General features: G+C 69.5%; 21 protein-coding genes. 1 reads left to right on the top strand and 20 read right to left on the bottom strand.

What is annotated here, in order from left to right:
* Positions 1–77: 77 nt before the first annotated feature.
* Entirely contained in the window at positions 78–2,804 is a 2,727-nt protein-coding gene (locus AC5P7I_RS19445; RefSeq protein ID WP_088375393.1) for a bifunctional acetate--CoA ligase family protein/GNAT family N-acetyltransferase, read from the bottom strand.
* Positions 2,805–2,954: 150 nt separating this feature from the next.
* A complete protein-coding gene (gene mgtE, locus AC5P7I_RS19440; protein ID WP_262087766.1) occupies positions 2,955–4,325 on the bottom strand; it encodes a magnesium transporter in 1,371 nt (456 codons plus the stop codon).
* A gap of 346 nt (positions 4,326–4,671) precedes the next feature.
* On the opposite strand from mgtE, the gene AC5P7I_RS19435 reads away from it, so the two are divergent.
* On the top strand, positions 4,672–6,450 hold the full coding sequence (locus tag AC5P7I_RS19435) for a monovalent cation:proton antiporter-2 (CPA2) family protein (protein ID WP_262087765.1): 1,779 nt from the start codon (positions 4,672–4,674) through the stop codon (positions 6,448–6,450).
* 191 nt (positions 6,451–6,641) lie between these two features.
* Here the strand turns inward: AC5P7I_RS19435 and AC5P7I_RS19430 are convergent, their stop codons facing one another.
* From AC5P7I_RS19430 to AC5P7I_RS19345, 18 genes are all read right to left on the bottom strand, one after another.
* A complete protein-coding gene (locus AC5P7I_RS19430) occupies positions 6,642–9,980 on the bottom strand; it encodes an ankyrin repeat domain-containing protein (protein ID WP_032960601.1) in 3,339 nt (1,112 codons plus the stop codon).
* Positions 9,973–10,233 carry a YcgL domain-containing protein gene (locus AC5P7I_RS19425; RefSeq protein ID WP_014648833.1) on the bottom strand — a complete coding sequence of 87 codons (261 nt, stop codon included), beginning with the start codon at positions 10,231–10,233 and terminating at the stop codon, positions 9,973–9,975. Before AC5P7I_RS19425 ends, AC5P7I_RS19430 begins: the two co-directional genes overlap by 8 nt.
* Before the next feature lie 160 nt (positions 10,234–10,393).
* Positions 10,394–10,834 (bottom strand): hypothetical protein, encoded by a 441-nt coding sequence (locus AC5P7I_RS19420; protein WP_032960605.1) that lies wholly within the window; start codon positions 10,832–10,834, stop codon positions 10,394–10,396.
* A gap of 61 nt (positions 10,835–10,895) precedes the next feature.
* Positions 10,896–12,134, bottom strand: a complete 1,239-nt coding sequence (locus tag AC5P7I_RS19415) for a beta-ketoacyl-ACP synthase (RefSeq protein WP_262087764.1) — start codon at positions 12,132–12,134, stop codon at positions 10,896–10,898.
* Entirely contained in the window at positions 12,134–12,865 is a 732-nt protein-coding gene (locus AC5P7I_RS19410; RefSeq protein WP_032960607.1) for a 3-ketoacyl-ACP reductase FabG2, read from the bottom strand. Before AC5P7I_RS19410 ends, AC5P7I_RS19415 begins: the two co-directional genes overlap by 1 nt.
* On the bottom strand, positions 12,862–13,317 hold the full coding sequence (locus AC5P7I_RS19405; protein ID WP_014648837.1) for a hotdog family protein: 456 nt from the start codon (positions 13,315–13,317) through the stop codon (positions 12,862–12,864). Before AC5P7I_RS19405 ends, AC5P7I_RS19410 begins: the two co-directional genes overlap by 4 nt.
* Complete coding sequence (locus AC5P7I_RS19400) at positions 13,314–14,498, bottom strand: beta-ketoacyl-[acyl-carrier-protein] synthase family protein (RefSeq protein ID WP_049442067.1); 1,185 nt, start codon at positions 14,496–14,498, stop codon at positions 13,314–13,316. The genes AC5P7I_RS19405 and AC5P7I_RS19400 overlap by 4 nt, the downstream gene beginning before the upstream one ends.
* A complete protein-coding gene (locus AC5P7I_RS19395) occupies positions 14,495–15,052 on the bottom strand; it encodes a DUF3261 domain-containing protein (RefSeq protein ID WP_262087763.1) in 558 nt (185 codons plus the stop codon). The genes AC5P7I_RS19400 and AC5P7I_RS19395 overlap by 4 nt, the downstream gene beginning before the upstream one ends.
* Positions 15,040–16,290: an NAD(P)/FAD-dependent oxidoreductase gene (locus AC5P7I_RS19390; RefSeq protein ID WP_014648840.1), complete on the bottom strand. Its 1,251-nt coding sequence runs from the start codon at positions 16,288–16,290 to the stop codon at positions 15,040–15,042. The genes AC5P7I_RS19395 and AC5P7I_RS19390 overlap by 13 nt, the downstream gene beginning before the upstream one ends.
* A gap of 52 nt (positions 16,291–16,342) precedes the next feature.
* Positions 16,343–18,697, bottom strand: coding sequence for an MMPL family transporter (locus tag AC5P7I_RS19385; RefSeq protein ID WP_032960614.1), 2,355 nt, complete (start codon positions 18,695–18,697; stop codon positions 16,343–16,345).
* Positions 18,690–19,319 carry a LolA family protein gene (locus AC5P7I_RS19380; protein ID WP_262087762.1) on the bottom strand — a complete coding sequence of 210 codons (630 nt, stop codon included), beginning with the start codon at positions 19,317–19,319 and terminating at the stop codon, positions 18,690–18,692. The genes AC5P7I_RS19385 and AC5P7I_RS19380 overlap by 8 nt, the downstream gene beginning before the upstream one ends.
* Entirely contained in the window at positions 19,316–19,747 is a 432-nt protein-coding gene (locus tag AC5P7I_RS19375) for an acyl-CoA thioesterase (protein ID WP_032960618.1), read from the bottom strand. The genes AC5P7I_RS19380 and AC5P7I_RS19375 overlap by 4 nt, the downstream gene beginning before the upstream one ends.
* Positions 19,734–21,284, bottom strand: coding sequence for an HAL/PAL/TAL family ammonia-lyase (locus AC5P7I_RS19370; protein WP_041863964.1), 1,551 nt, complete (start codon positions 21,282–21,284; stop codon positions 19,734–19,736). Before AC5P7I_RS19370 ends, AC5P7I_RS19375 begins: the two co-directional genes overlap by 14 nt.
* Positions 21,274–22,215 (bottom strand): lysophospholipid acyltransferase family protein, encoded by a 942-nt coding sequence (locus AC5P7I_RS19365; RefSeq protein ID WP_262087761.1) that lies wholly within the window; start codon positions 22,213–22,215, stop codon positions 21,274–21,276. Before AC5P7I_RS19365 ends, AC5P7I_RS19370 begins: the two co-directional genes overlap by 11 nt.
* Before the next feature lies 1 nt (position 22,216).
* The gene (locus AC5P7I_RS19360) at positions 22,217–22,987 is read right to left on the bottom strand and encodes a glycosyltransferase family 2 protein (RefSeq protein WP_014648846.1); all 771 of its coding nucleotides are present in this window, start codon (positions 22,985–22,987) and stop codon (positions 22,217–22,219) included.
* A complete protein-coding gene (locus AC5P7I_RS19355; RefSeq protein ID WP_262087760.1) occupies positions 22,977–24,662 on the bottom strand; it encodes an ApeI family dehydratase in 1,686 nt (561 codons plus the stop codon). Before AC5P7I_RS19355 ends, AC5P7I_RS19360 begins: the two co-directional genes overlap by 11 nt.
* Positions 24,655–25,206, bottom strand: coding sequence for a COG4648 family protein (locus tag AC5P7I_RS19350; RefSeq protein WP_046433259.1), 552 nt, complete (start codon positions 25,204–25,206; stop codon positions 24,655–24,657). The genes AC5P7I_RS19355 and AC5P7I_RS19350 overlap by 8 nt, the downstream gene beginning before the upstream one ends.
* Positions 25,207–25,228: 22 nt before the next feature.
* Positions 25,229–25,486, bottom strand: a complete 258-nt coding sequence (locus tag AC5P7I_RS19345) for an acyl carrier protein (protein WP_005411609.1) — start codon at positions 25,484–25,486, stop codon at positions 25,229–25,231.
* Position 25,487 lies beyond the last annotated feature (1 nt).

The raw sequence follows: 25,487 nt of genomic DNA, 5'->3' as shown, positions 1-25,487 counted from the left end.
TAGAGCCGAGCCCATGCCCGGCTCAGGCGTGCCCGTGTGATGCAAGGCAGCCGAGCATAGGCTCGGCTCTACAGGAATCAGGCCACCGGCGGGACGTCGGGCACCTCGACCTGCTGCACCGGCAGGGTCACCATCATCACCGTCGGGTCGTCCGGGTCCAGCTTCGTCTTGAAGCCCAGGCTCTGGCACATCGCCAGCATGGTGCTGTTCTCGCGCAGCACCTGGCCTTCGACCACGTCCAGCCCCAGCCACTTGGCGTACTCGATCATGATCGCCATCAGCCGCCAGCCGATGCCGTGGCCCTTCAGATCCGAGCGGATCAGGATGCCGTACTCGCCACGGTGGTAATCGGCATCGGCGTGCAGGCGCACCGCGCCCAGCATCTCGCCGCTGCGCGGTTCGATCGCCACCAGCGCAATCGAGCGCGCGTAGTCGAGCTGGGTCAGGCGCGCGATGAACTCGTGGCTGAAGTGCTTCACCGACTGGAAGAAGCGCAGGCGCAGGTCCTCGTCGCTGACGCGGGCGAAGAACGCACGGAACAGCGCGTCGTCCTCCGGCCGCACCGGGCGCACGAAGGCACGGCCGCCATCGGACAGTTCGATGGTGCGCTCCCACTCCTTCGGGTACGGGAACACCGAGAAACGTGGATGGCCGCGGCCCTTGTGCAGGATGCGCGACGGCGCCACCGCCACGCGGGCGTCGAGGGCGAGGATGCCCTTGCCGTCGACCAGCAACGGGTTGATGTCCAGCGTACGCACTTCGGGAATGTCGGCGGCCAGTTGTGCCAGCTTTACCAGCGCCAGCGCCAGTGCGCGCTCGTCAGCCGCCGGCACGTCACCGTAGGCCTTGAGGATGCGCGAGGCGCGGGTCTGGCCAATCAGCTCGTGGGCCAGGCGCAGGTCCAGCGGCGGCAGCGCCAGCGCCTTGTCGTTGATCACTTCGACGGCAGTGCCGCCGCGACCGACCACGATCACCGGGCCGAACGTCGCATCATCGGCGATGCCGACAATCAACTCGCGCGCCTTCGGACGCACGATGGTCGGCTGCACCAGCAGGCCGTCGATACGCGCATCCGGCCGCAGCTGGCGTGCGCGCGACAGGATCGCGTTGGCCGCGCTCTGCACCGCCGGCAGCGTGGACAGGTTCAGGCGCACACCATCCACTTCCGACTTGTGCGGAATATCCGGCGAGAGAATCTTCAGCGCGACCGTGGCACCGCGTTCCAGCAGCGGCTGCGCCAGGTCCATCGCCTCGTGCGCATCACGCGCATGCATCACCGGCGCGGAGGGAATGCCGTAGGCCTTGAGCAGTTCATGCGTAGCCAGCGGGTCCAGCCACTGCTGGCCGTTGGCCAGCGCGGCATCGACCAGTGCGCGCGCGGCGGCCGTGTCGACGCTGAAGTCCTGCGGCAGGCTGGGCGGCGTTTCCATCAACGCGTTCTGCGCTTCGCGGTAGCGCACCAGATGCTGGAAGCCACGTACGGCTTCGGCCTCGGTCGGATAGGTCGGCACCCGCGCCGCGTTGAGCGTGGCGGTGGCCTGGTCGTCGTTGCCCAGCCACACCGCGAACACCGGCTTGTCGCGGTGGTGGCGCGGGCGCAGGCCGAGCGTGCGGGTGAGTGCCTGCGCGGCGTCCGCCGATGAGGTGAACGCGGTCGGCACGTTGACCACCATCACCGCGTCGTTCTCGTTGTCGGCCAGCAGCGCTTCGATGGCCGCGGCATAGCGGTCACCATCGGCGTCGACCACGATGTCGACCGGATTGCTGCGCGACCAGCCCTGTGGCAATACCGCATCGAGCTTCTGCACCGTGCTGTCGGACAGGGTGGCCAGCGTGCCACGCAGCGCGATCAGCTGGTCCACGGCAAGGCGGCCGACGCCGCCACCATTGCTGAGAATGGCCAGGCGGCGGCCAGGGAAGGTGCCCAGCCGCCCCAGTGATTCGGCGGCGGTGAACAGCTCGTCCAGCGCACCGACGCGCAGCAGGCCGGCGCGGTTGAAGGCCGCACCGTACACATCATCGGCGCGGGCCAGGGCCTGCACATGGGTATCGCGGCTGCCCGGCTGCACGCGCTCGGCGCGGCCGGACTTCACCACCACCACCGGCTTGGCGCGGGCGGCGGCACGCGCGGCCGACATGAACTTGCGCGCGTCCTTGATCTGCTCGACGTAGAGCAGGATGGCGCGGGTACGGTAGTCGGTGGCGAAGTAGTCGAGCAGGTCGCCGAAGTCGACGTCCATCGTATCGCCCAGCGAGACCACGGCGGAGAACCCGACCGAGCGCGCCACGCCCCATTCCACCAGCGCGGCGGCAATGGCCGAGGATTCGGAGATCAGCGCGAGGTCGCCGGCCTGCGGAAAATGTGCGGCGATGCTGGCATTGAGCCGCGCGTGCGGCGCGATCACGCCCAGGCAATGCGGCCCGAGGATGCGCAGGCCATGCTTGCGCGCCACCGCCTCCACCTGTGCAGACAACGAACCGGGGCCTTCGCCCAGGTGCGCGGTGAGGATGATCGCCGCCTGCACGCCACGTTCGGCGGCAGTGCGCACCACCTGCGGCACGATCGCCGCTGGTGCGGTGATCACCACCAGGTCGGGCACCCAGTCCAGGTCCTTCAGCCGCTTGACCGTGCGGATGCCATCGATCTCGGCATGCCGCGGATTGATCCACGCCACCTTGCCGGGGAAGCCGGTGCCACGCAGGTTGCGCATCACCGCGCGCCCGGCCGAACGCTCGCGCGGGCTGCCGCCGATCACCGCGAGCGACTGCGGACGGAACACGGACTGCAGGTGGTAGGTACTCATGCGCCTACGGTACCCAAATTCCGTGGCGATGGGGTCGGAGGCGGGGTCGGACCCCTTTTCGCAGGAAAGGGCTCTGATCCCCTGCTGCGGATATCCGGGGTCAGAGCCCTTCGCTGCGCGAAGGGATCCGACCCCGGTGTGCACGTTTTGTTACAGCAGCGTGCCGTGCAGGATCATCGCGGCGATGCTGAAGTAGATCACCAGGCCGGTCACATCCACCAGGGTGGCCACGAACGGGGCCGAGGCGCTGGCCGGGTCGAAGCCGAGCCGCTTCAGGATGAAGGGCAGCATCGAGCCGGACAGCGAACCGAAGGTGACGATGCCCACCAGCGCGGCGCCGATGGTGATCGCCAGCAGGATCCAGTGCTCGCCGTAGTCGTGCAGGCCGCCCAGCTGCCAGATCACGATGCGCACGATGGCCAGGCAGCCGAGGATGGCGCCCAGCACCATGCCGGTCGGCACTTCGCGCAGGGCCACCTTCCACCAGTCGCGCAGGCGCAGTTCGCGCAGTGCCAGGCTGCGGATCAGCAGCGAGGTGGCCTGCGAGCCGGAATTGCCACCCGAACTCATGATCAATGGGATGAACAGGGTCAGCACCACCGCGCGCGCCAGTTCGTCCTCGTAGTGCTGCATCGCGCTGGCCGTCAGCATCTCGCCCAGGAACAGCACGCTCAGCCAGCCGGCGCGCTTGCGCAGCATCTCGAAGAAGCCGATCTGCATGTACGGCTTGTCCAGCGCTTCCATGCCGCCGAACTTGTGCGCGTCCTCGGTGGATTCCTCGATCAGCGCATCGAGCACGTCGTCCACGGTGACGATGCCGAGCATCTGCTGCTGCGCGTCGACCACCGGAATCGCCAGCAGGTCGTGGCGGCGGATCAGCCGTGCCACCTCTTCCTGGTCCATCAGCGCATCCACTGTTACCGGCGGATTGACCTGGGCCACGTCCAGGATCGATTCCTCGGGCAGGCCGGTGATCAGCCGGCGCATGGTCACCACCTGCTGCAGCTGCTGGCTGGCCGGCACCAGCACGTAGATCGCGTACACCGTCTCGCGGGTGCGCTCGACCTGGCGGATGTGCTGCAGGGTCTGCGCCACGGTCCAGCTGGCGGGCACCGCCACGTACTCGGTGGTCATCAGTGCGCCGGCGGTGTTCGGCGGGTAGCTGAGCAGCTTCTGGATGACCTGGCGGGCGTCGGTGCCCAGCAGCGGGATCAACCGCGCGCGCTCTTCCTCATCCAGCTCGTGGACGATGTCGGTGGCGCGGTCGTCGGCCATCAGGCCAAGCAGCGCCGCAGCCCGCGCGGGTGGCAGCGCGGCCACCAGCTCACCGCTGCGGTGCAGCTCCGGCGCTTCGAGCATCTTCACTGCACGCGGCAACGGCAGCGCAGCCAGCGTTTCCGCGGCGCGGGTCAGGTCCAGCGTGTTGAGGAATTCCACCGCGTCGGCGGTGTTGTAGTTCGCCAGCGGTGCGGCCAGTGCGGCGGCATCGGCCACCGGGCGCAGCAATTGCTTCTGGTTCATCGGTTTTGCCTTGTGGGGATGCGACCTCGCGCAACGCCAACGCAGGCAAACCGTCCCGGTGTCAGGCGGTGGCCATCGCTGGCGTCGAACGAGGTCGACTTCTACTGTCGCTGGACATGGGTTGGGGACTCCGGGATGCGTATGCCAACGGACGCGCCGCCAGCGGCGGGCAGTCTGGACCCGTGGGCCATGCAGGTCAACCTGGGCGCCCCGCGCTGGGTGGCCGCCCGGCCGGTTGTTCTCGTGCATACACAGGCCGGCGCGCATAATGTCGTGGTGGCGCTCGCCACGCCCTCCCCCATCCGAACGGACGCACAGCGGGCTCCCCCGATGACCAGGTATTCCCATGCATAGCGGTGGTCTGGAACTGGCCCTGGTGCTGCTGCTGGCGGCGGTCATCGCCGTGCCGGTGTTCAAGAAGTTCGGCTTCGGCGCGGTACTGGGCTACCTGGCGGCCGGCGTGGTGCTGGGCCCGGACGGGCTGGGCTTCGTGCAGGACGCCGACCGCATCCTCGGTGCCGCCGAGATCGGTGTGGTGATGCTGCTGTTCGTGATCGGCCTGGAGCTGTCACCGGCACGCCTGAAGGTGATGCGGCGCTCGGTGTTCGGCGCCGGCGCGGCGCAGGTGGCGTTGTCCGGGCTGGTGCTGGGCGGCCTGCTGCTGCTCGATCACTTCCAGTGGAAGAGCGCGCTGGTGGTCGGCGTGGCGCTGGCGCTGTCATCCACCGCGGTCGGCCTGCAGCTGCTGTCCGAGCACAAGGCGATCAACAGCGACCATGGCCGGCTCGGGTTCGCCATCCTGCTGTTCCAGGACCTGATCGCGATCCCGCTGCTGGCGGCCATCCCGCTGCTGGGCGGAGTGAAGAACGAGACCCTGCGCTGGGAAGATGCGGCCGTGGCGCTGGGTGCGCTGGCGGTGGTGATCCTGTGCGGACGACCGGTGCTGCGCAAGGTGTTCAGCATCATTGCGCGCACCCGCAGCCCGGAAGTATTCACTGCCACCGCCCTGCTGGTGGTGCTGGGCACCGCCTGGTTCATGCAGGAAGCCGGCCTCAGCCCCAGCCTCGGCGCGTTCCTGGCCGGCGTGCTGCTGTCCGATTCGGAGTTCCGGCATGAGCTGGAAGCGCAGATCGAACCGTTCAAGGGGCTGCTGCTGGGCCTGTTCTTCATCGCAGTGGGCATGGGCATCGACCTGGACCGCATCGCCGCCGAGCCGTGGCTGATCGCCGCGGGTGTCGGCATCCTGCTGGTGGTCAAGTTCAGCCTGCTCTACGCGGTTGGACGTGTCGCCCGGCTCAGCTCGCGGCAATCGCTGCTGCTGGGCAGCGTGCTGTGGCTGGGCGGCGAGTTTGCCTTCGTGGTATTCAACGAGGCACAGCGCGCGCACCTGCTGGGCAACGCCAACCACGACCGGCTGGTGGCGATCGTCGGCCTGTCGATGGCGATCACGCCGCTGCTGATGATCGCGCTGCTCAAGCTGCTCGGCCAGGAAAAAGCCGCACCACGCGCGGCGGCCGAGGCCGACAAGGTGGCGCCGGACAACCGGCCCAAGGTGCTGATCGCCGGCATGGGGCGCTTCGGCCAGGTGATCGCGCGCCTGCTGACCGCGCAGAAGGTGCCGTTCGTGGCGCTGGAGGCGAACCCGGACACCGTTGCCGACCTGCGCCGCTTCGGCAACCAGCTGTACTACGGCGATCCGACCCGGCCGGAGATGCTGCGTGCGGCGGGGGGCGAGCACATCGATGTGTTCGTGATCACCGTGGATGACCCGGAGACCAACCTGCGCGCGGTACGCATGGTGCGCCGGCTGTACCCGGACGCGACGGTGCTGGCGCGTGCACGCAACCGCCAGCATGCGTGGCGCCTGATGGACATGTCGGCCGAGCCGTTCCGCGAAGTGTTCGGCACCAGCCTTGAGATGAGCGGGCGCGTGCTGACCGCGCTGGGCGTGGCGCCGGACGTGGCCGAACGCCATGTGCAGCGCTTCCGCGAGCACGATGAGCAGCTGCTGCGCGACCAGTATCTGGTGTACGACGACGAGGCAGCGGTGATCCAGACCTCGCGCGACGCACGCAACGACCTGATGCATCTGTTCGAGGCCGACGCGGAAAGCGACAGCAAGTAGGCGTGCCGACCAACGGTCGGCACCCACCGGGGGCAGGATCGGCATCCACCGGGGGGCAGGATTGGCACCGACCCGATCGATGGCGGACCCGGTAGTGCCGGCCGCTGGCCGGCAGCCTCGGTATCCCGGAGGTCTCAGCAGGTTGCCGGCCAGCGGCCGGCACTACCCACTGCGGATTCCGATCCCGGTGCTCAACCGTTGTCGCGCAGGAACCGCGCCATCGACGAAACGCCCGGCACGCGCGGTTCGAACTCTCCAGCGACGTCGATGAAGCCGCGCATCACCGCGATCTCGCGCGGGCTGCGGTTGAGGCTGTCGCGCACTTCCGGATCGGCACCGGCGCGCAACAGGCGCTGCACCAGCAGCGGCAGTCCATGCAGGGCGGCCAGATGCAGCGGGCCGAAGCCGCGCGGATCGCGCACGTCCAGGCTGACGTCCTCATCCAGCAGGCGCTCCACCGCCGCCATCACCACCTGCTCGTCGCAGGCGGTACCCGGCTCGGCGCGTGCGCCCAGCAGCAGCAGCAGCGGCGTGACCGAACCGGCGGCGGCCTGGTCCGGCTCGGCGCCCGCCAACAGCAGGGTGTCGAGCAGGGCCAGCAGGCGCGAGCGGTCGCGGGCACTGAAACCGTACAGCGCGGCACAGTGCAGCGGGCCCAGCTGCTGCGCGTCACCGGCATGCACGTCGGCACCGGCAGTGAGCAGGCGCGCGACGATGTCCGGCAGGCCCAGCGCCGAGGCCAGCATCAGCACGGTCACCCCGCCCGGCAGGCGATGTTCCAGCTTGGCGCCGGCATCGAGCAGGGCCGAAACGATGTCGACCTGGCGCATGCTGACCGCCGCCGACAGCGGCGTCGCACCGCTTGCAGCGGCGTGCTGCGGATCGGCACCGCGCGCCAGCAGCAGGTCGGTCACGGCCAGGTGGCCACCACCGGCCGCACGCAGCAGCGCGGTGCAGCCCTGTGCGTCGACCGCGTCGACGGCAAATCCCAGATCGATCAGGCGGCGCACGGCGTCTACATCACCGGCCATCGCAGCGGCCGGCAGATCGGCCTCGCGCAGGGTACGGCGCGGCAGCGGCCACACCCGCCAGTCCAGCCAGTCGGCCAGGTCACGGCGACCGATCGACAGCGCCACGCCCAGTGGCGTCTGACCGTCGGCGGCACGTGCTTCCGGCGAGGCACCGTGCTGCACCAGCAGCTTCAGCGCGCCTTCGCGGGCCAGGGCGGTGGCCAGATGCAGTGCGGTCATGCCATGGCTGTCGCGCGCTTCGCGATCGACACCGGCCTTGAGCAGGGCCTGCTGCAGGCGCAGCCAGCCCAGGCGTACCGCCAGCGACAGCGGTGGGTCACCGGCCGGCGAAGCGGCGAACGGATCGGCGCCACGCTCCAGCAATTCCAGCGCCAGTTGTTCCAGGCCGCGGGCGGCCTGGTCGTGCTGTGCGCAGGCGGCCAGGAAGCGTGCCAGCCCACCGCGCCCGGCCGGCGACAGGCCGCGCTGCAGCATGACCTGCAGCGCCGGCACCGCGTCGATGCCGCGCGACAGCAGCGCGAACATCGGCGTATCGGCGCAGGCGTCGCGCACATAGGGATCGGCACCGTGGGCCAGCAGCCAATCGACCGCGCGCGGCTCCAGGGCCAGCTCCGGATCGAGCAGCAGGCCGCCCAGTTCTTCCGGCTGGCACAGCCTGGCCAGCGCGGCCATGCCATCGGTGTTGCCGAAGCCCAGCGCTTCGCGCAGCAGGGTCAGCGGCGGACGGTCCGGCAACAGGCCGCTGGCGCTGGCCGCTTCACCGCGCTCGGCCAGGCCATCACTGACGGCTGCCGGCAGCGGATAGGACGGGTCCAGCAAGGCCACGATCGCCCAGCGGCCCGCTTCGGCCGCATAGTCCACCGCGCGGCGGCCAACCGGGTCGGTGGCGTCGGCGGCGATGCCCAGTTCCACCAGGCGCTTGATCAGCAGCGGCGAGACATCCTCGGCCATCACTGCCAGCTGCACCGCATTGCGGCCTTCGCCGTCCACCGCGACCAGGTCCGGCTTGTGCGGCAGCAGGTGCTCGACCACGGCTGCACGGCCGGCACGGGCGGCTTCCAGCCACGGCGTGCGGCCCAGTGCATCGCGCGCTTCCAGGTTGGCGCCGGCGCCCAGCAGCACGCCGATGATCTCCACGTGGCCGGCCAGCGCTGCCTCGTGCAGCGCGCTGCGGCGCTGGCGATCACGCGCGTCGGCGCGTGCCTTGTGCTTGAGCAGCAGCTGCACGCCGGCCGGATCGTCGTCCTCGGTGGCGGCGGCGGCCAGCAGTACCGGGGTGCCGTCGGCCGGTTCGCTGCGTGCACCGCGCTCGAGCAGGAAGCGGGCCAGGCGCCAGTTGCCGACCTGGCAGGCCACCGCCAGCGGCGACCAGCCCTCGCGGTTCAGCGCATCGACTTCGGCAGCGGCATCGCGCAGCAGCGCGGCAACGCCCGGGTCGGAACTGCGTGCGGCATGGTGCAGCGGGGTGTTGCCATCGCTGTCGGTGGCACGCGAATCGGCACCGTTGGCGAGCAGGGTCATCACCGCTTCGGGGCGGCCATGCCAGCTGTCACGGGTGGCGGCCAGCAGCGGGGTCATGCCCCGGTGCGGCGCGTTCACATCAACGCCGCGGGCAATCAGCTCGCGCAGCAGGCGCAGGTCCGGCAGCACCGCCGCCAGCACCGCCAGGCTGCGCTGGTCACGCCAGTTCGGGTCCGGCAGCGCATACGGATCAGCACCGGCCTGCAGCAGCTGCAGGCCACGGTCGACGCGGCCCTGGCGCGCGGCCTCATACAGGGCCGGTGTCAGTTCCTGCGGCGCCATCGCCTCCAGCGGCGCGGTTTCGGCCGCAGCGGGGAACATCGGTTCCTGTTCGCTGCTGGCAGCGGCGAACGGGCTGGGGCGCAGCGACACCAGCGGCGCGGGCGCGACCCGCTGCAGCAGCAGGTGCAGCGCCGGCGACAGCAGCACGACCGCCAGTGCGGCGGGCCAGCGTGCGCCGTCCGGCAACAGGCCCGGCCAGGCCGGCAGCACCACCAGTGCGGCCAAGGCGATCACCAGCGCCGCCACGCCAAGACCACGCCAGGCGGTCAGGTCGCGGCCGGCCAGCGCCTGCCAGTGCTGGGCCAGGCTGCCATCCAGGCGTTCGACATCGTTCCACAGCGGCCAGGTGCGCCAGGCCGCCAGCAGGCCGGCACTGACCAGCACGCTCAGGCCCAGCACCGCCGCCAGGCTGCCGCTGTCACGCAGGGCCGCCAGCGGCCAGGCCAGCAGCAGCGCCAGCAGCAGTGGCGCGGCAGCCCACAGCGCCAGCAGTGCGGGCAGGTCCTGGCGTGCGACCACCTTCAGCGGCAGCAGCGCACGGCTGCGACGCCACCACGACACGCCCAGCGCGAACGCCGGCTGCGCCAGTGCGGCAAGGATGGCACCCGGCACACCGCCCACCGCAGCGCCCAACGCCAGCATGGCACCCACGGCGAAGGCGATCGACAGGGCACGCGGACGGGAGGTGTCAGTCATAGTGTCGCGGCATCAGGCTGGCCACCGACGGCGGTACCTGCAGGTAGAACCCGCGTTCGCTCATTTCGCTGCGGACCTTTTCAGGATCGGCCTGGGCCAGGCGGCGCTGGGCATCCAGGGCCACCTCCAGGACGAAGGCGAGCGTCCCCAGCGAGGTGAGCAGCGGCGCGGGCAGCGCGCTGAAATCATCGCGTCGGGGAACGTAGACGTAGGTGTCCGGCTTGAGTTGGCTTTTATAGACGTAGGCGTGCATGTCCGCGGGACGATAACCCGGGAAGAGCCATGATTGTGTCGGAAAGCCGACACCGGGGAAAGCCGTCAGCCGACGATGGCGGCGCGATCGGCGGCGTTTCCCTTGCGAGGTTCAGCAATGTGGCGGCGACGTTCAGCCAACGCCGCCGCCACGCGGGCGCTTACTTGACCTTGGCGTAGGTGCCCTTCAGCGCGACACCGGCGAGGATGGTGCCGGCGTAGCACTCGTAATTGGTGCTGCTCTTGAACTCGTTCTTCTTGTAGTAGCTGACGATGTCGACCACGGCGTTGGCGCCGCGCGACCTGGCGCCGTCCTGCAGCGCGCGCAGCGCCGACAGCGCGACCCAGCGGCAGGCCTCGGCATCGCTCTTGTTGGCGGCGTTGGTCTTCTTGTTGGTCACGTCTTCACCCAGGCGCTGCTGCACGCTGACCGGCTGGCCGGCCAGGTAGAAGCGCACGCTGCCGTCGATGCCGGCGTCCTTGGCAGCCTGCGAGCTGACCAGCTCCTGCAGGGACTGCTCGACGCGGGTATCGCGGGCAGAGGCGGTGGAGGTCAGGGCCAGCAGCGCGGTGGCAGTGGCGATCATGAGAGTGCGGCGCATCGAAACTTCTCCTTGTCAGGGGTGCGGGTGGATGGCGGAAACAGTGCGGTGGGGCGGTGGATCACTCGCTCCAGCGGCGGAACACCAGTGAGGTGTTGATGCCGCCGAAGGCGAAGTTGTTGCTCATCACGTACTCGGCCTGCAGTTCGCGGCCCTGCCCGGTGATGAAGTCGAGCTGGCCACAGCGCGGGTCGACCTCGGCCAGGTTCAGGGTCGGCGCGAACCAGCCGGCGCGCATCATCTGGATGCTCAGCCAGGCCTCGAACGCGCCACAGGCACCCAGCATGTGGCCGACATAGCTCTTCAGCGAGCTGATCGGCACGCGGTTGCCGAACACCTGCGCGGTCGCCTGGGTTTCGGCGATGTCACCGTGGTCGGTGGCGGTGCCGTGGGCGTTGACGTAGCCGATCTGCGCCGCGTCCAGGCCGGCATCCTCCAGCGCCAGGCGCATGGCCTGGGCCATGGTGTCGGCGCTGGGCTGGGTGACGTGCTGGCCATCGCTGTTGGTGCCGTAGCCGACCACCTCGGCAAGGATGGTGGCGCCGCGCGCCTGCGCGTGCTCCAGGTCTTCCAGGATCAGCGTGCAGGCGCCCTCGCCCAGCACCAGGCCATCACGGCCGGCATCGAACGGGCGCGGGGTGGTCTGCGGCGCATCGTTGCGCACGCTGGTGGCGAACAGGGTGTCGAACACCGCCGCTGCGGTGGCATCGAGCTGCTCGGCACCGCCGGCCACCATCACCGTCTGCTTGCCACTGCGGATCGCTTCATAGGCCGCACCCACGCCCTGGCTGCCGGAGGTGCAGGCACTGGAGGTGGTGTACACGCGCCCGGACAGGCCGAAGAACACGCCGATGTTGACCGGCGCGGTGTGGCTCATCATCTTCAGGTAGGTGGTGGCACTGATGCCATCGGTGGTGAACTCGTTGAGCATGCGCCCGAATTCACCGGTGGCCTCGTGGCTGCCCGAGGACGAGCCGTAGGCCACGCCGGTACGACCGCTGCGCAGCACCGGATGCTCGTGCAGGCCGGCTTCACGCAGTGCCACCTCAGTGGCGCGCACCGACATGATCGCGACCTTGCCCATCGAGCGGGTGGTCTTGCGGTTGTAGTTCGGCGGCAGCTCGAAATCCTGCGCCGGCGCGGCCAGCTTGGTGTTCAGCCCGGCATAGACATCCCACTCGGGCATCGCACGCACCGCATTGCGGCAGCTGCGCAGGTGTGCCTCGATGGTCGGCCAGTCGTGGCCGAGCGGACTGATGGCGGCGGCACCGGTGACCACCACGCGACGATCGGCGGCCATCAGATCATGCCTCCGTTCACCGAGATCACCTGGCGGGTGATGTAGCCGGCCGGCTCGGACAGCAGGAACGCCACCGTGGCCGCCACTTCGTCGGGACGACCGACGCGGCCGGCGGGAATCAGCTTGAGCGCGTGTTCAACCACTTCATCGTTGAGCATTTCGGTCTCGATCAGGCCCGGGGCCACGCAGTTGACGGTGATCTGGCGGCTGGCCAGTTCCAGCGCCAGGGCCTTGGTGGCACCTATGATGCCGGCCTTGGCGGCGCTGTAATTGACCTGCCCGCGGTTGCCGGCCAGTCCGGACACCGACGACAGGGTGATGATGCGGCCAGGCTTGCGCCGGCGCACCATCGGCATGATCAGCGGATGCAGTACGTTGTAGAAACCGTCCAGGTTGGTGTGGATGACCTGGTCCCAATCCTCCGCTGACAGTGCCGGGAAGGCACCGTCACGGGCGATGCCGGCGTTGCAGACCACGCCGTAGTACGCGCCGTGCGCTTCGACATCGGCCTCCAGCACAGCGCGTGCGGCCTCGCGATCAGCCACGTCGAACATCAGTACGCGGGCCTGCTGGCCCAACGCGTGGATCTCGGCCATCACGGCCTGTGCCTCATCCAGGCGGCTGCGGCAATGCACCACCACGTCGAAGCCGTCACGCGCGATGCGCAGCGCGATGGCCCGGCCGATGCCCCGGCTGGCGCCGGTCACCAGCACGCTTCGATTCCCTGTCATGCCTGTCCACTCTCCAGATAGGCCATCGCATCGGCCGGTTCGAACACCGACACGTTGGCTGTCGCCCATTCGTCCTCGCCTGCCAGGATGCGGCAGGCGAACATCCCCAATCCATTGTCACCCAACAGCTCGCAGCGCGCCTGTACGCGCAGCCGCGATCCGCTGGGAAAGCTGCTGCGCGGGCTGCTGTAGCGGCGGCTGCCAAGCAGGAAGCCCAACTGCGGCGGCTTGCCCGCCGCACGCGCACGGCAACCGGCCCAGGCCGCGATGGCCTGCGCCATGTATTCGATGCCGACCCACGCCGGCACCCGGCCCTCCTCGACGAACAGGCCCGCGTCGGGCACCACCAGTTCGGCCTCGATGGTGTCCTGGTCCCAGTGCGTGATGCGCTCCAGCAGGCACATGTCCTGGCGGTGCGGCACCACCTCTTCGATCGCGTACAGCGTGTTCATCGACGCTCCAGCGCCAGCACGGCATTGCTGCCGCCGAAGGCGAACGAATTGCTCAGCACCCGCCGCGGTGCCTGTGCCAGGCGGGTGGCCGGTGCGACCAGCGGCAGTGCCGGCAGCGCGGGGTCTGCCACGCCGTCCCACCAGTGCGGTGGCAGCTGCTGCTGCGGGTTCCCGGCCAGCACGATCCAGCACAGTGCAGCTTCGATCGCGCCTGAAGCACCCAGCGTATGGCCGGTCAGCGGCTTGGTCGAACTGGCCGGCACCTGGTTGCCCAGCACCTGCGACACCGCCAGGCTTTCCATCGCATCGTTGTGGCCGGTGGCGGTGCCATGCAGGTTCACGTAGTCCACTTCATCGGCCGCCCAGCCGGCGCGCTGCAGCGCCTGCTGCAGGGCATCGATGGCACCCAGGCCCTGCGGATCGGGGGCGGACATATGGTGCGCGTCGGCCGATTCGCCCCAGCCGGCCAGGCATACCGGGCCGGGTTCGCGGGTGAGCAGGAACAGCGCGGCACCCTCGCCGATGTTGATGCCGGCACGGTGCTGCGAGAATGGATTGCAGCGCAGGGCCGACACCGATTCCAGCGCGCTGAAGCCGGCCACGGTGAAGCGGCACAGCGAGTCCGCGCCACCTGCGATCACGGCGTCGACGATACCGGCCCGCAGCATGCGTGCAGCTGACATCAGTGCCTTGGCACTGGACGAGCAGGCGGTGGACAGGGTCCACGCCGGCCCCTGAGCGCCGCTGCGCTGGCGCACGAACTGCGCGGCAGTACCCATTTCCTGCTGGGCGTAATCGAACCCGGGCGGCCATTGGTCCTGTTCGGCATGGGTGCGCAGGGCCTGCTCGGATTCACCGATGCCCGAGGTACTGGTGCCCAGCACGACCGCCACGCGTTCGGCGCCGTGGCGGGCGATCGCGGCGGCCACCGCCGGTGCGATCTGCGCCAGTGCCACGTCCAGCAGGGCGTTGTTGCGCCCGCGCAGGGCGGCCGGCAGTTCTTCCAGCGTCGGCAGCGGTGTACGCACCTGCCCCAGCGCCAGGGTGTGCCCCGGCAGCAGGGTATCGTTGTCGCTGAGCCCGCCCGGCACGCCGGCGAACATCGCCGAAGCCACCGCGTCGCGGCCATCGCCGAGCGCGCAGACCACGCCCAGATCGTTCAGGTAGATCGGTGCACTCATCGATCCGGCCCGCCCATGTCGATCGATTCGATGCGCAGCACATAGCCTTCGGCCCGGTTGTCCAGCTGCACGCTGCCATCGTCCAGGCGCTGCAGCTGCAGCCACACCGTGCCGTCGCGCGACAGGCTGCGCTGATGGCCATCGTCACGGACCTGCCAGCCGGCTGGCAGCGCGGCCGCGATGGCTGCGGTCGGCCACAGCGCGAACTGCAGGTCATCCAGCACGCGCTCGGCGCGCACCTGCGGCGGCAGCCACGGCGCGCGCTGCTGGGTCAGCTGCCGGCCGTCCCACTGCAGGCGCACGCCGGTCTGGCCCATCGCCTGCACCGCCAGCTGCACCTGCTGCGCATCGGCTTCCAGCAGTGCATCCAGGTCGCGCTCATGCGTGCCGAACCGGAAATGCAACTGCTGCTGCAACGCCAGCGGCGCCGGCAGGCTGGCCGGCGACAGGCGCAGCGGCGGCAGTTCCACCAACGGCTTCGGCATGCGGCCGGCGCAGGCCACCAGCAGCAGGCTCAGCAGCAGTGCTGTCGCAGGGGCGATCAGGCGCCGCACAGCTGCTCCAGCACGCGCATGCGGCGGCCACTGTCATCGGCCACGTACGGGTTGTTGGTGTCCCAGGCGTAACCGGCCAGGATGGAGCTGATCATGTCGCGCACTTCGGGCTGCTGCTGCGGGTGGTAGATGATCTTCTGGAAACCGCCTTCGTACCAGCTTTCGACAAAGCGGCGGAAGGTCTTCACGCCCGCCCGCAGCGGGACCGAGAACTCCGCTTCCCAGTCCACGGCTTCGCCGGCATAGCGGCGCGCCAGGCATGCACTGGCCAGCTGCGCGGACTTGAAGGCGATGGTCACGCCGGACGAGAACACCGGGTCGAGGAACTCGCCGGCATTGCCCAGCAGGGCATAGCCCGGCCCCCACAACGAACTGACATTGGCCGAGTAGCCGGTGATGCGGCGCACCGGCAGCACCGCCCATTCGGCATTGGCCAGCAGCCGGGTCAGGTTCGGGTCCTCGCCGACGATGGCCTGCAGTTTCTGCAGGTCGTCGCCCTCGTAGCGCTCGAAGAACGACGGTTCGGCGACCACGCCCAGCGAGCAGCAGCCGTTGGAGAACGGGATTGTCCAGTACCAGACGTCGACGTGCTCGGGATGGGTGGTGATCAGGATCTTGTTGCGGTCGAAGTCCGCTTCGGCCGGAATGTTGTCGCGCACGTGGCAGAAGATCGCCCCGCGCACCGGGAAGTTGGACGGGGATTCCAGCTGCAGCAGGCGCGGCAGCAGGCGTGCGAAGCCCGAGGCGTCGAGGATGAAATCGGCCTCGATGCGGTACTCGCTGCCGTCCGGGCGGCGCACCGTCACCGCCGGCTGCTCGCCGGCTTCGACCGACAGCACTTCATCACCGAAACGCAGCGTGGCCCCCATGCGCTCGGCACCGCGCGCCAGCACGTTGTCGAAGTCGGCGCGCTGCACCTGGTAGGTGGTGCCCCAGCCCGGCGAGAACTTCTTCCTGAAGTCGAATGCGGTACGCGCTTCGCCGTGCACGAAGGCCGCGCCGTTCTTGTGCTGGAAGCCGGCTTCGACCACGTCCTGCAGCAGGCCGGCGGCCTCGATGTACTCCATGCTCTGCGGCAGCAGGCTTTCGCCGATGGAGAAGCGCGGGAACTGCTGGCGCTCCAGCATCAGCACCTGGCGGCCCTGCTGGCGCAGCATCGCCGCAGCCACGGAGCCGGCCGGGCCGGCACCGATGATCAGGATTTCAGTACGTTCGACAGCATCCACAGCAGTATTCATCGGTGCGTCCTTGTTGCTCGATCAAGTGGAAAGAAGGAAGTCGGAAGCAGGCTCAGGCCCGCGGCAGATCATGCGGCGGCGGCCGGAACAGCGGCGAGATCAGCCAGACCAGGCCGATGCCGAACAGCAGGGTCAGGCCGAACGCGCGCAGCGCCGGGGTCTGCGACAGTCCCAGCAGGCCGAACGACAGCCAGGTGCTGGCTGCGCCCACGCACACCGCCAGCCAGGCACTGGCATCGCCGCGGTGCTCGATCAGGAAGATGCCGTAGTCGATGCCCATGCCCAGCAGCAGCATCAGTGCCAGCACGTTGAACAGCTGCAGTGGCTGGCCGAACAGGCCCAGCAGGCCCAGGGTCAACGCACCGGCAATCAGGGTCGGCGCGAACACGCGCCAGGCCTGGCGGCGGTAGCGCAGCCACAGCGCGCCGAACACCAGCACGATGCCGACCAGCAGCAGCCCCCCCATCAGTTTGCGGTAGTGGCCCAGCAGCTGCGAGAAGTCGGCGGTGCGGTCCACCCAGCGCACGCCGGGCAGGCCTTCGGCCGCCCCGCGCAGGGTCGCCAGCGCATCGGCGCGCGACAGGTCATCGACCATCACCACGCTGATCATCTGCCCACCGACCTCACCCACCCACAGGTGGCGGAACGGCTGCGAGGCCGGCGAGGCCAGGAACGCCTCCGCGGTCAGCGGCGTGGTGGCGAAGTCGGGGCGCGGCAAGGGTTCTCCGACCGCATCGGACACGGCCTGCAGCACGCCCGGTTCCACCTTGGCGGTCAGCGCCGCATCGGCCTGCTGGCGTGCCGGCGACGGCAGCCAGTCACTGATCGCGCGGTAACCGCCGATGCGCTTGTCGTTGGCCAGTACACGCAGGCGTTCGGTCAGTGCTTCTTCGCGCTGCAGCAGCTGTGCAGCGTCACTGCCCTGCACCAGATAGAACTGCGCCGGGCTGGGCATGCCCAGCAGCTGGCTCAGGCGGATCTGCTGGGCCATCAGTGCCGGCGGTGAGGACTGCAGGCTGCGCAGGTCGTCATTGCTGTGCAGGCGGGCGATGCCGATGGCAGACAGCGCCAGCGTGATCACCACGAACACCGTCACCGGCCGGCGGCCATGCAACCGCGGGAAGCGCTCCAGCGTGTTGCCCAGCCACTGCGAGAAACGGGTCTGGCGGATCTCGCCGCCATCCAGCCACGGGAACCAGAAGATCACCGTGAGGAAGGCGGCGGCCAGACCGACCACCGAGAACAGCGCCATCTGGCGCAGGCCCGGGAACGGGGCCAGGCCCAGGGCCAGGTAGGCCAGCGCGCTGGTCAGCAAGGCCAGCCACAGGCCCGGCAACAGGTGCCGCAGCAGCTTCCAGCGGCGATCGGCCGGCTCGGCCTGGCGCGAGGCAAACCAGTGGATGCCGTAATCCTCGGCCACGCCCACCAGCGACGCACCGAACACCAGGGTGAGCACGTGCACCTTGCCGAACACCAGCACGGTCACCGCCAGCGCCACGCCACAACCGATCAGCAACGACGCGGCGACCAGCAGGATCGGCCGCAGCGAACGGAACGCCAGCCACACCAGCAGCAGCACCGCGGCCAGCGAGCCCCAGCCGATCGTGTTGATCTCCTGGTTGGCCTGCACCGCGGCCGCCTCGGCGTGCAGCGGCACGCCGGCATGCAGGATTTCCAGCTCCGGCGCTGCCGCCCTGGCAGCCCGCCCGGCACGTTCCAGCAGGCCGTCGAGATGACGCTCACCGTCGAGCTGGAACGCCGAACCCGGTGTATCGAACTGCAGCACGGCCCAGTGCCTGCCCTCGGCTTCGAGCAGGCCGTCATCGCCCAGCCGCAACCCCGAACCCTGCGCCTGCTGCTGCCACCATTGCGGCCACAACGACAACGGGTCTTGCCGCCAGTCGGTCAGGCGCGGAGCGCCCATCGGGCCGTACAGCGCGGCCAACGCCTGCTCGGCCAACGCGCCCGGTTCGCTGCCCTGCAGCTGCTCGCGCTGGGCCGGCGTCAGCAGGCGGTCGCGGTACGGCGCGTAGAACGCGCGCGCCTCATCGAACCAGCCTTCGATCGAACCACTGGGCACCAGCAGGGCTCGGTCAGTGTCCTTGGCCATGGCCGCGGCAAAGGCCGCCTGCGCACGCTTGGCGGCAGCGCCGTCCCTGCTGCCCAGCAGCACCACCACCTGCCGCGAGCTGCCGTCGGCGATGCGCCGGGTGACGTCGCTCAACAGGCGGTCATGCGCATCCTGCGGCAGCAGCGCGAGGATGTCGGTGTCGATCCGCGATTGCTGGCTCCACAGGTGCCACTGCTGCGCGCCCAGTACCAGCAGCAGCAACAGCCAGGCGATGCCCAGCCAGTGCCACCAGCGCCGCAGCCGCTCCGGTGCGTTCGATGCGACGGCCTCACTCAAAGCGGCGTGCCTCGTCGGCGGTGAGCGTGGCCGGCGCCTCGCTCAATGCACTGAACTGGATCTGCGTGCGGTCCTTGTTGGCCTCGACGATCTCGACCTGGCGCACGTAGCGGTCACCCTGCAGGGTCAGCGACTGGAACGCCTTGGCCAGCATCGCCGACTTCGGCGTCAGCCGCAGCCGCCAGCCCTGCCCTTCACGGCTGGCCGCCACGTTGAACTGGCTGGACAGCGCCTGCACGTCGCCACTCATCAGCGCGAACATGATCGCGTTCACCGAACGCATCGCCGGCTGCTGCCGTGCATCGAGCTCGACACGGGTGCTGCCATCGCGCTGGCGGCTCAGGATGCGGTCGGCGGTGACCACCACTTCGGAAGGGAACGGCTTGAGCGTGGTCCAGATCACGCCGTGCCGGCGCGCGACCACGAACTGGCCCTGCGAGCGCAGCGGGTTCCTGAAGCCGCTGACCTGCTTTTCCTGGCTGAACTGGCCACGCAGCGCGTCCGGCCGCGCCACCGCCTGGGTGATCGCATCGATGGCGGGGTCGGCCGCCTGCACCTGCGGTGCGGCAACGAAGATCAGCGCGCACAGCAGCACGCTCGAAAGACGGACAAGGGGGTTCACGGCGCAGGTACTCCCAGGCGTTCCCACAGTACCGGCGGGCACTGGTACAGCATTTCCTTGCTGGCCGCGTCCACCGCGACCTGGATGGTCATCGCGCGGGTCAGCACCTGGCCGCTCTGCGCATCGAGGATTTCATACTCGATCTTCAGCCGGTTCTCCCATTCCACGATGCGCGCGACCACGCGCAGCGCCTGGTTGAACAGCAGCGGCCGCACGTACTTCACCCGCGCATCGACCACCGGCCACAGGTAGCCCGATTCGAGCATCTGCGGGTAGTCGTAGTCGTAGCGCCCGAGCAGCGCGCAGCGCGCGATCTCGAAGTACTTGAAATAGTTGCCATGCCAGACCACGTTCATCGGATCGCAGTCATGGAAGGCAGGGGTCAACGCAATTTCGCCAACCCGTTCGATGGCCTCATTCACCGGCATACAGCTCCCAACGTTGCGCGCGGATCTCCACCAGCAGTTCCCGCAGTTCGCGATCCAGCGCGCGGTCTTCCTCGACCAGGGCGATGCGCTGCCCCAGGTCGGCGTACATGTCGGCCAGACTGCCATGCAGCTGCGCGTTCAGGCCAACCCGTTCGCGCAGCGCCAGGCCCTGGCGGGCGGCGATCAGCATCGCGGCCACCACCTGTTCAGTCAGCTCGATCACGCGCAGGCAGTCGCGCGCGGCGATGGTGCCCATGCTGACCTTGTCCTGGTTGTGGCACTCGGTGGAACGCGAGAACACGCTGGCCGGCATGGTCTGCTTCAGCGCTTCGGCAGTCCAGGCCGACACGCTGATCTGCAGCGCCTTCAGGCCATGGTTGATGGCCGCGCGCGCGCCGGTGGCCGCCGACAGGTTGGCCGGCAGGCCGTGGTTGTAGCGGGTATCCACCACCAGCGCCAGCTGCCGGTCGAGCAGGTCGGCAACGTTGGCCACGGTGTTCTTCAGGGTGTCCATCGCCAGTGCGATGTGGCCGCCGTAGAAGTGGCCGCCATGCAGGATGCGCTCGCCGTTGGCGTCGATCAGCGGGTTGTCGTTGGCACTGTTCAGTTCGGTTTCGATCAGCTGGCGCAGGAACGGCAGGCTGTCTTCCAGCACGCCGATGACGTGCGGCGCGCAGCGCAATGAGTAGCGGTCCTGCAGGCGCTGTTCGTTGCGCGGCGGGCGTTCGCTATGCAGGTCGCTGCGCAGGCGCGCAGCGATGCGGCCCTGGCCCGGGTGCGGCTTGGCGGCAAACAGGGTTTCGTCGAAGTGGTGCGCGTTGCCGTCGCTGGCCAGCACGTTGAACGCGGTCAACCGCGTGGCCATGCGCGCCAGGTAATCGGCGCGCTGCCAGGCCAGGCAGGCCAGGCCGGTCATCACCGCGGTGCCGTTCATGATCGCCAGGCCTTCCTTCGGCCGCAGCTTCAGCGGGGTCATGCCGATCTTCGCCAGCACTTCGGCCGCCGGCTGCACGCGGCCGTCATGCAGCACCTCGCGCTCGCCGCACAGCACCGCCGCCACGTACGACAGCGGGGTCAGGTCGCCGCTGGCACCGACCGAGCCTTCGGCCGGGATCATCGGCAGCACGTCGTGCTGCAGCAGCGTGGCCAGGCCTTCCAGCAGCGGCACACTGACGCCGGACATGCCGCGCACCAGCGACGCCAGGCGCGCGGCCAGCACCGCGCGGGTCTCGACCGGGTCCAGGTAACGGCCCAGGCCGCAGCCGTGGTAGGTGTACAGGTGGTGCGGCAGTTCCGCCACCAGCGCCGGCGGGATGTTCACCGTGCACGAGTCGCCGTAGCCGGTGGTCACGCCGTAGATCACGCCGTCCTCGCGCAGCAGGCGGTCGAGGAAGTCGGCACCGCGCTGGATGTGCGCGCGGAACGCCGGCGCGTCGCTCAGTGCGGCCTCGCACTGGCGCTGGGCCAGGGCAACCACGTCTTCGATGGTCAACGGTGCGTCGCCAAAGCGGCACACGGGTACGGCGTCAGTCGTCATGCGGAGCCTGATCCCAGAAGGGGAAGAAATTGAACCAGTCCAACGGGGACTGGATGACCTGGAGTTCCAGCCAGCGCGCGAAGCGCTGTGCCTGTTCGGTCAGCGCGGCGTCGCGCGAGCCACGCGGCAGCACGATGCGTTCGGCGAACTGTTCGAATGCCACCCGATAGCCGTCGCCCTCGTGCAGGCAGGCCATGGTGTAGACCGGGCAGCCCAGCGCCGCGGCGAGCACATAGGCGCCGATCGGGAACGGCGCGCGGTGGCCCAGGAAATCGGCAGTGACGCTGCGGCCACCCTGTACCGGCGTGCGGTCGCCGACGATGGCAACGAAGCCCCCCGCCGCCACGCGCTCGGCCAGCATCACCGCGGTGGCCGGCCCCATTTCGGTCACCTGCACCAGTTCCACCGCCGCCAGCGGGTCCAGCCGCTGCAGCAGGCGGTTGAAGCGCTGCGCATGCGCGGTGTGCACCAGCACGGTGATGCGGAACCCCGGCACCTGTTCGGCCAGCACCTGGCACAGCTCCAGGCAGCCGATGTGCGCGGTGAGGATCAGTCCGCCCTCGCGGCGCGCGATCTTCTGCAGCACCAGGTCACGATGCAGGTGGATGCGCTCGGCCGGGTAGCGCCCGCCCAGGCCGAGGATCTTGTCCAGCATCGTATCGGCGAAGGCGAAGAAGTGGCGCAGGCTGTCACGCCGTGTCGGCGCGCGGCCGAGCACGCCGCTGTGCGCCTGCAGCCGCTGCAGGTACTGCATCGAAGCCTGGCGCCCTATACGGTTGCCCAGCCAATGGCAGGCCACCACCGGCCACACGCACAGGCGGAACGGCCAGCGCCCGAACCAGCGGTGCACCCAGCACAGGAACAGCACGCCGGCCACCGACGTCGATTCGCCGATGTCGGCCCAGTGCGGGGCACCCTGCGCGGCCGCCATCTCAGCGCTGCCCCCGCAGGCGGCGCCACAGCAGCCGCGGCGCACGCCAGAGCATGCCGAAGAACAGGCGGGTATGCATGCGGCTGATGCGCACGTTGTCGCGCCACACATCGAAGTGCGACACGCCATCGGATGGATAGGTCACACGCGTGGCCAGGTGCTCGACCGGCAATTGCCGCCAGTACAGCCGCACCATCACTTCGGTATCGAAATCCATGCGCCGGCCGATGGTCTCTTCACCGATCAGGCGCAGTACCGGCGGCAGCGGATACACGCGGAAGCCACACATGGTGTCGCGCAGGTGCAGCGACAGCGTGTTGATCCAGACCCAGATGTGGGTGGCGTAGCGGCCATACAGGCGCGCCTTGGGAACACTGGCGTCGTAAGCCGGAATGCCGCAGATCACCGCCTCGGGATGGGCGCGCGCGGCTTCGATGAAGCGTGGCAGGTCAGTGGTATCGTGCTGGCCGTCGGCATCGATCTGCAGCACGTGGCTGTAGCCACGCGCGCCGGCCTCGGCAAAGCCGGCCAGCATCGCCCCGCCCTTGCCCTGGTTGACGTCCAGGCGCAGCAGGTCGACGCCCTGGCGCTGTGCCAGCGCGCGCAGCACCGCCGCGCACCCATCGTGCGAACCATCGTCGACCAGCAGGCAGGGCAGTCCCGCGGCCTGCACGCCATCGACCACCGCCGCGATGGCGTGCTCGTGGTCGTAGACGGGGATCACCACCAGTGGCGCGAATGCGGCACCGGCAACGGCCGGGTCAGTCCGCATCAGCGAAAACCACCCTGCCGCTGGCATGCACACCGTGGCTGGAGGTGTAGCGGAAGGCCAGCACGTTGCGTGCGGCATCCCAGTCCAGCTGCAGGGTCAACTCGTCACCGGGGCGGGCCACGTGCTGGAATTTTACCGCATCCATGCGCACGAACGCGCCCGGCATCACAAACGCCTGGCGGGCGAAGCGCACCGCCCAGTCCAGCTGCGCCACGCCGGGCAGGATTGCCGCCTGCGGGAAGTGGCCCTGGAACGGCCGCAGCGCCGGGTCCAGGGTCATGCGCAGGGTGGCGCTGGCGGCATCGCGGTGATCCCACGCCGGCACCGGCATCAACGGCTGGAACAGCGCCGCCAGCGCGGCCTGGGTCACCTTGCCCTGCGCATTGATCGGCAGCGCCTGCACCAGGCGCCAGCGACGCGGCCGGGTCACTGCGTCATGCGCATGCGCCAGGCGGGCGCCAAGGCGCTGGCCCAGCGCCCGCCGCGCAGCGTCGCCGCCCTCCAGCAGCGCCGGATCGGCCGGCACCACCACGGCGGCCAGCTGCTCGCGCTGCCCGGGCAGCACCAGCACGCGCGCGTCATCCACCTCGGCGTCTTCGCGCAGCGCGCGTTCCAGCGCATCCAGCGACACCCGGCGTTCCTCGATCTTGACGATGCGGTCGGCCCGGCCCAGCAGGCGGAAGCGGCCGTCGGCCAGGGCTTCGACACGGTCCTGGGTGCGCCACCAACCGGGGGTGTCCAGGTGCGCCGAGGCCACCGCCAGGCAGCCATCGTCGATGCGCCACTGCACGCCCGGCAGCGGCTGCCACGGCGGCAGGTCGATGTCCCAGCGGCGCCAGGCGATGCCGCCGGTCTCGCTGCTGCCATAGACCTCGGTCGGGGCCACGCCCAGCCACTGCCGCACCTGCCGCGCTGCGTCTTCCGGCAGCGGACCACCGGAGGAGAACACCGCGCGCAGGCGGCCATGCAGGCTGGCCCAGTCGAGCTGCCCGGGCAGGCGCTTGAGGTGGGCCGGCGTCGCCACCAGCACCGTATCGGTACCGGCCAGCGCACCCACCAGGTCTTCGTGGAAGAACCGGCGCGGATGAATCAGGCGGCCGGCGGCCAGCGGCCACAGCACGCGGAACAGCAGCCCGTAGATGTGCTGGTGGGACACCGTGCCATGGACCTGCACACCCTCCATCTGCGCACCGAACGCGGCCTGCAGCGCCTCCACCTCGCGCGCCAGCTGGTCCAGGCGCTTGCCGATCGCACTGGGCTGGCCGGTGCTGCCGGAGGTGAACACGCACAGCTCGCAGGCGCGCTCGTCCAGCGCCTGCAGCTCATCGTCCAGCGCGGCGTCCAGCGCCACCAGCGAGCGGTAGTCGGCGGACACGTCGCCTGCGAAGCCGCTCACCTGCGGCTGCAGCGCCTGCAGCGTGGCTGGCAGGTTGTCGGCGGCCAGGAACACCCGCTTGCCGGCATGCCAGGCACCGAACAGCGCGGCGGCAAAGGCCACGGCATCATCGAAGTACAGGGCCCAGTCGCGGCCTTCGGCGGCCGCAAAGGCGGCGCGCCAGGCCAGTACGCGCTGGCGGAAGCCGGCATGGTCGATCACCTCGCCGTCGCACAGGCCGACGCTGCGCTGCGGCCGTGCCTCCAGCAGCAGCCGGTCCAGGGCAATCCACTCAGCCATGCGCGTGCGCCGCCTTCACCTGCCGCCGCACCAGCCACTCCCCTGCGAACAACACGCCCATCATCACGTACGCCAACAATCCGTTGTAGAGCATCCAGACCCGGTCCGACGCGTACAGCGCGGTCAGCAGGGCCAGGCTGCCGTTGAGAACGAAGAAGCCGCACCACACCTGGGTGACGCGGCGGGTATAGGCCACCGCGAACGGCGGCAGGTCCGGCTCCTGCAGCCGCGCCAGGCGCTCCACCAGCGGTGGCCCGAAGCGCAGGCTGGTGCCGAACACCGCCAGCATCACCACGTTGACCAGCGCCGGGTACAGCTTCAGCGGCAGGGCCTGGTTGAGCACGGTGGCCAGCACCGCCAGCAGGCCGGTGCCAGCGGCGGCGGCCCACCACAGCGGCTGTCGCGTGCTCAGTGCACGCAGCAGGGCCAGGGTGAACAGCAGCAGCGACAACCAGCGCGGCTCGAAACGGCCCATCGCCAGGTACACCAGCAGCGGGTAGGCAAGCGAAATCGCTGCCACCACGACGGTACGTGCGCGAGCCATGGCGAAGCCGCCGGCGCTGCGGTCAGGCGGCTGCCTGGTCCGGCAGCAGTCCATGCACGACATCGACGATGTCCTGCACGGTGCGCACGGCCTTGAACGCTTCCGGCTGCAGATTGCGGCCGAGCAGCGGCTTGAGCTGCACGATCAGGTCGACCGCATCGATGCTGTCGATGTCCAGGTCGTCGTACAGGCGGGCCTCGGGGGTGATCCGGGCGGTTTCGATCTCGAAGCTGTCGGTCAGGATGCTGACGATGCGTTCGAACAGTTCATTCTTGGTCATG

The organism is Stenotrophomonas sp. YJH_SMC_138 (assembly GCF_059369855.1).
Note: the sequence above shows the minus strand (reverse complement) of the source record. Positions and strands in the feature narration are given on the sequence as shown.

Coding starts and splice junctions, on each gene's coding strand:
- AC5P7I_RS19445 (WP_088375393.1), bottom strand. CDS start 2,804: ATGAGTACCTACCACCTGCAGTCCGTGTTCCGTCCGCAGTCGCTCGCG.
- mgtE (WP_262087766.1), bottom strand. CDS start 4,325: ATGAACCAGAAGCAATTGCTGCGCCCGGTGGCCGATGCCGCCGCACTG.
- AC5P7I_RS19435 (WP_262087765.1), top strand. CDS start 4,672: ATGCATAGCGGTGGTCTGGAACTGGCCCTGGTGCTGCTGCTGGCGGCG.
- AC5P7I_RS19430 (WP_032960601.1), bottom strand. CDS start 9,980: ATGACTGACACCTCCCGTCCGCGTGCCCTGTCGATCGCCTTCGCCGTG.
- AC5P7I_RS19425 (WP_014648833.1), bottom strand. CDS start 10,233: ATGCACGCCTACGTCTATAAAAGCCAACTCAAGCCGGACACCTACGTC.
- AC5P7I_RS19420 (WP_032960605.1), bottom strand. CDS start 10,834: ATGCGCCGCACTCTCATGATCGCCACTGCCACCGCGCTGCTGGCCCTG.
- AC5P7I_RS19415 (WP_262087764.1), bottom strand. CDS start 12,134: ATGGCCGCCGATCGTCGCGTGGTGGTCACCGGTGCCGCCGCCATCAGT.
- AC5P7I_RS19410 (WP_032960607.1), bottom strand. CDS start 12,865: ATGACAGGGAATCGAAGCGTGCTGGTGACCGGCGCCAGCCGGGGCATC.
- AC5P7I_RS19405 (WP_014648837.1), bottom strand. CDS start 13,317: ATGAACACGCTGTACGCGATCGAAGAGGTGGTGCCGCACCGCCAGGAC.
- AC5P7I_RS19400 (WP_049442067.1), bottom strand. CDS start 14,498: ATGAGTGCACCGATCTACCTGAACGATCTGGGCGTGGTCTGCGCGCTC.
- AC5P7I_RS19390 (WP_014648840.1), bottom strand. CDS start 16,290: ATGAATACTGCTGTGGATGCTGTCGAACGTACTGAAATCCTGATCATC.
- AC5P7I_RS19375 (WP_032960618.1), bottom strand. CDS start 19,747: ATGCCGGTGAATGAGGCCATCGAACGGGTTGGCGAAATTGCGTTGACC.
- AC5P7I_RS19370 (WP_041863964.1), bottom strand. CDS start 21,284: ATGACGACTGACGCCGTACCCGTGTGCCGCTTTGGCGACGCACCGTTG.
- AC5P7I_RS19365 (WP_262087761.1), bottom strand. CDS start 22,215: ATGGCGGCCGCGCAGGGTGCCCCGCACTGGGCCGACATCGGCGAATCG.
- AC5P7I_RS19360 (WP_014648846.1), bottom strand. CDS start 22,987: ATGCGGACTGACCCGGCCGTTGCCGGTGCCGCATTCGCGCCACTGGTG.
- AC5P7I_RS19355 (WP_262087760.1), bottom strand. CDS start 24,662: ATGGCTGAGTGGATTGCCCTGGACCGGCTGCTGCTGGAGGCACGGCCG.
- AC5P7I_RS19350 (WP_046433259.1), bottom strand. CDS start 25,206: ATGGCTCGCGCACGTACCGTCGTGGTGGCAGCGATTTCGCTTGCCTAC.
- AC5P7I_RS19345 (WP_005411609.1), bottom strand. CDS start 25,486: ATGACCAAGAATGAACTGTTCGAACGCATCGTCAGCATCCTGACCGAC.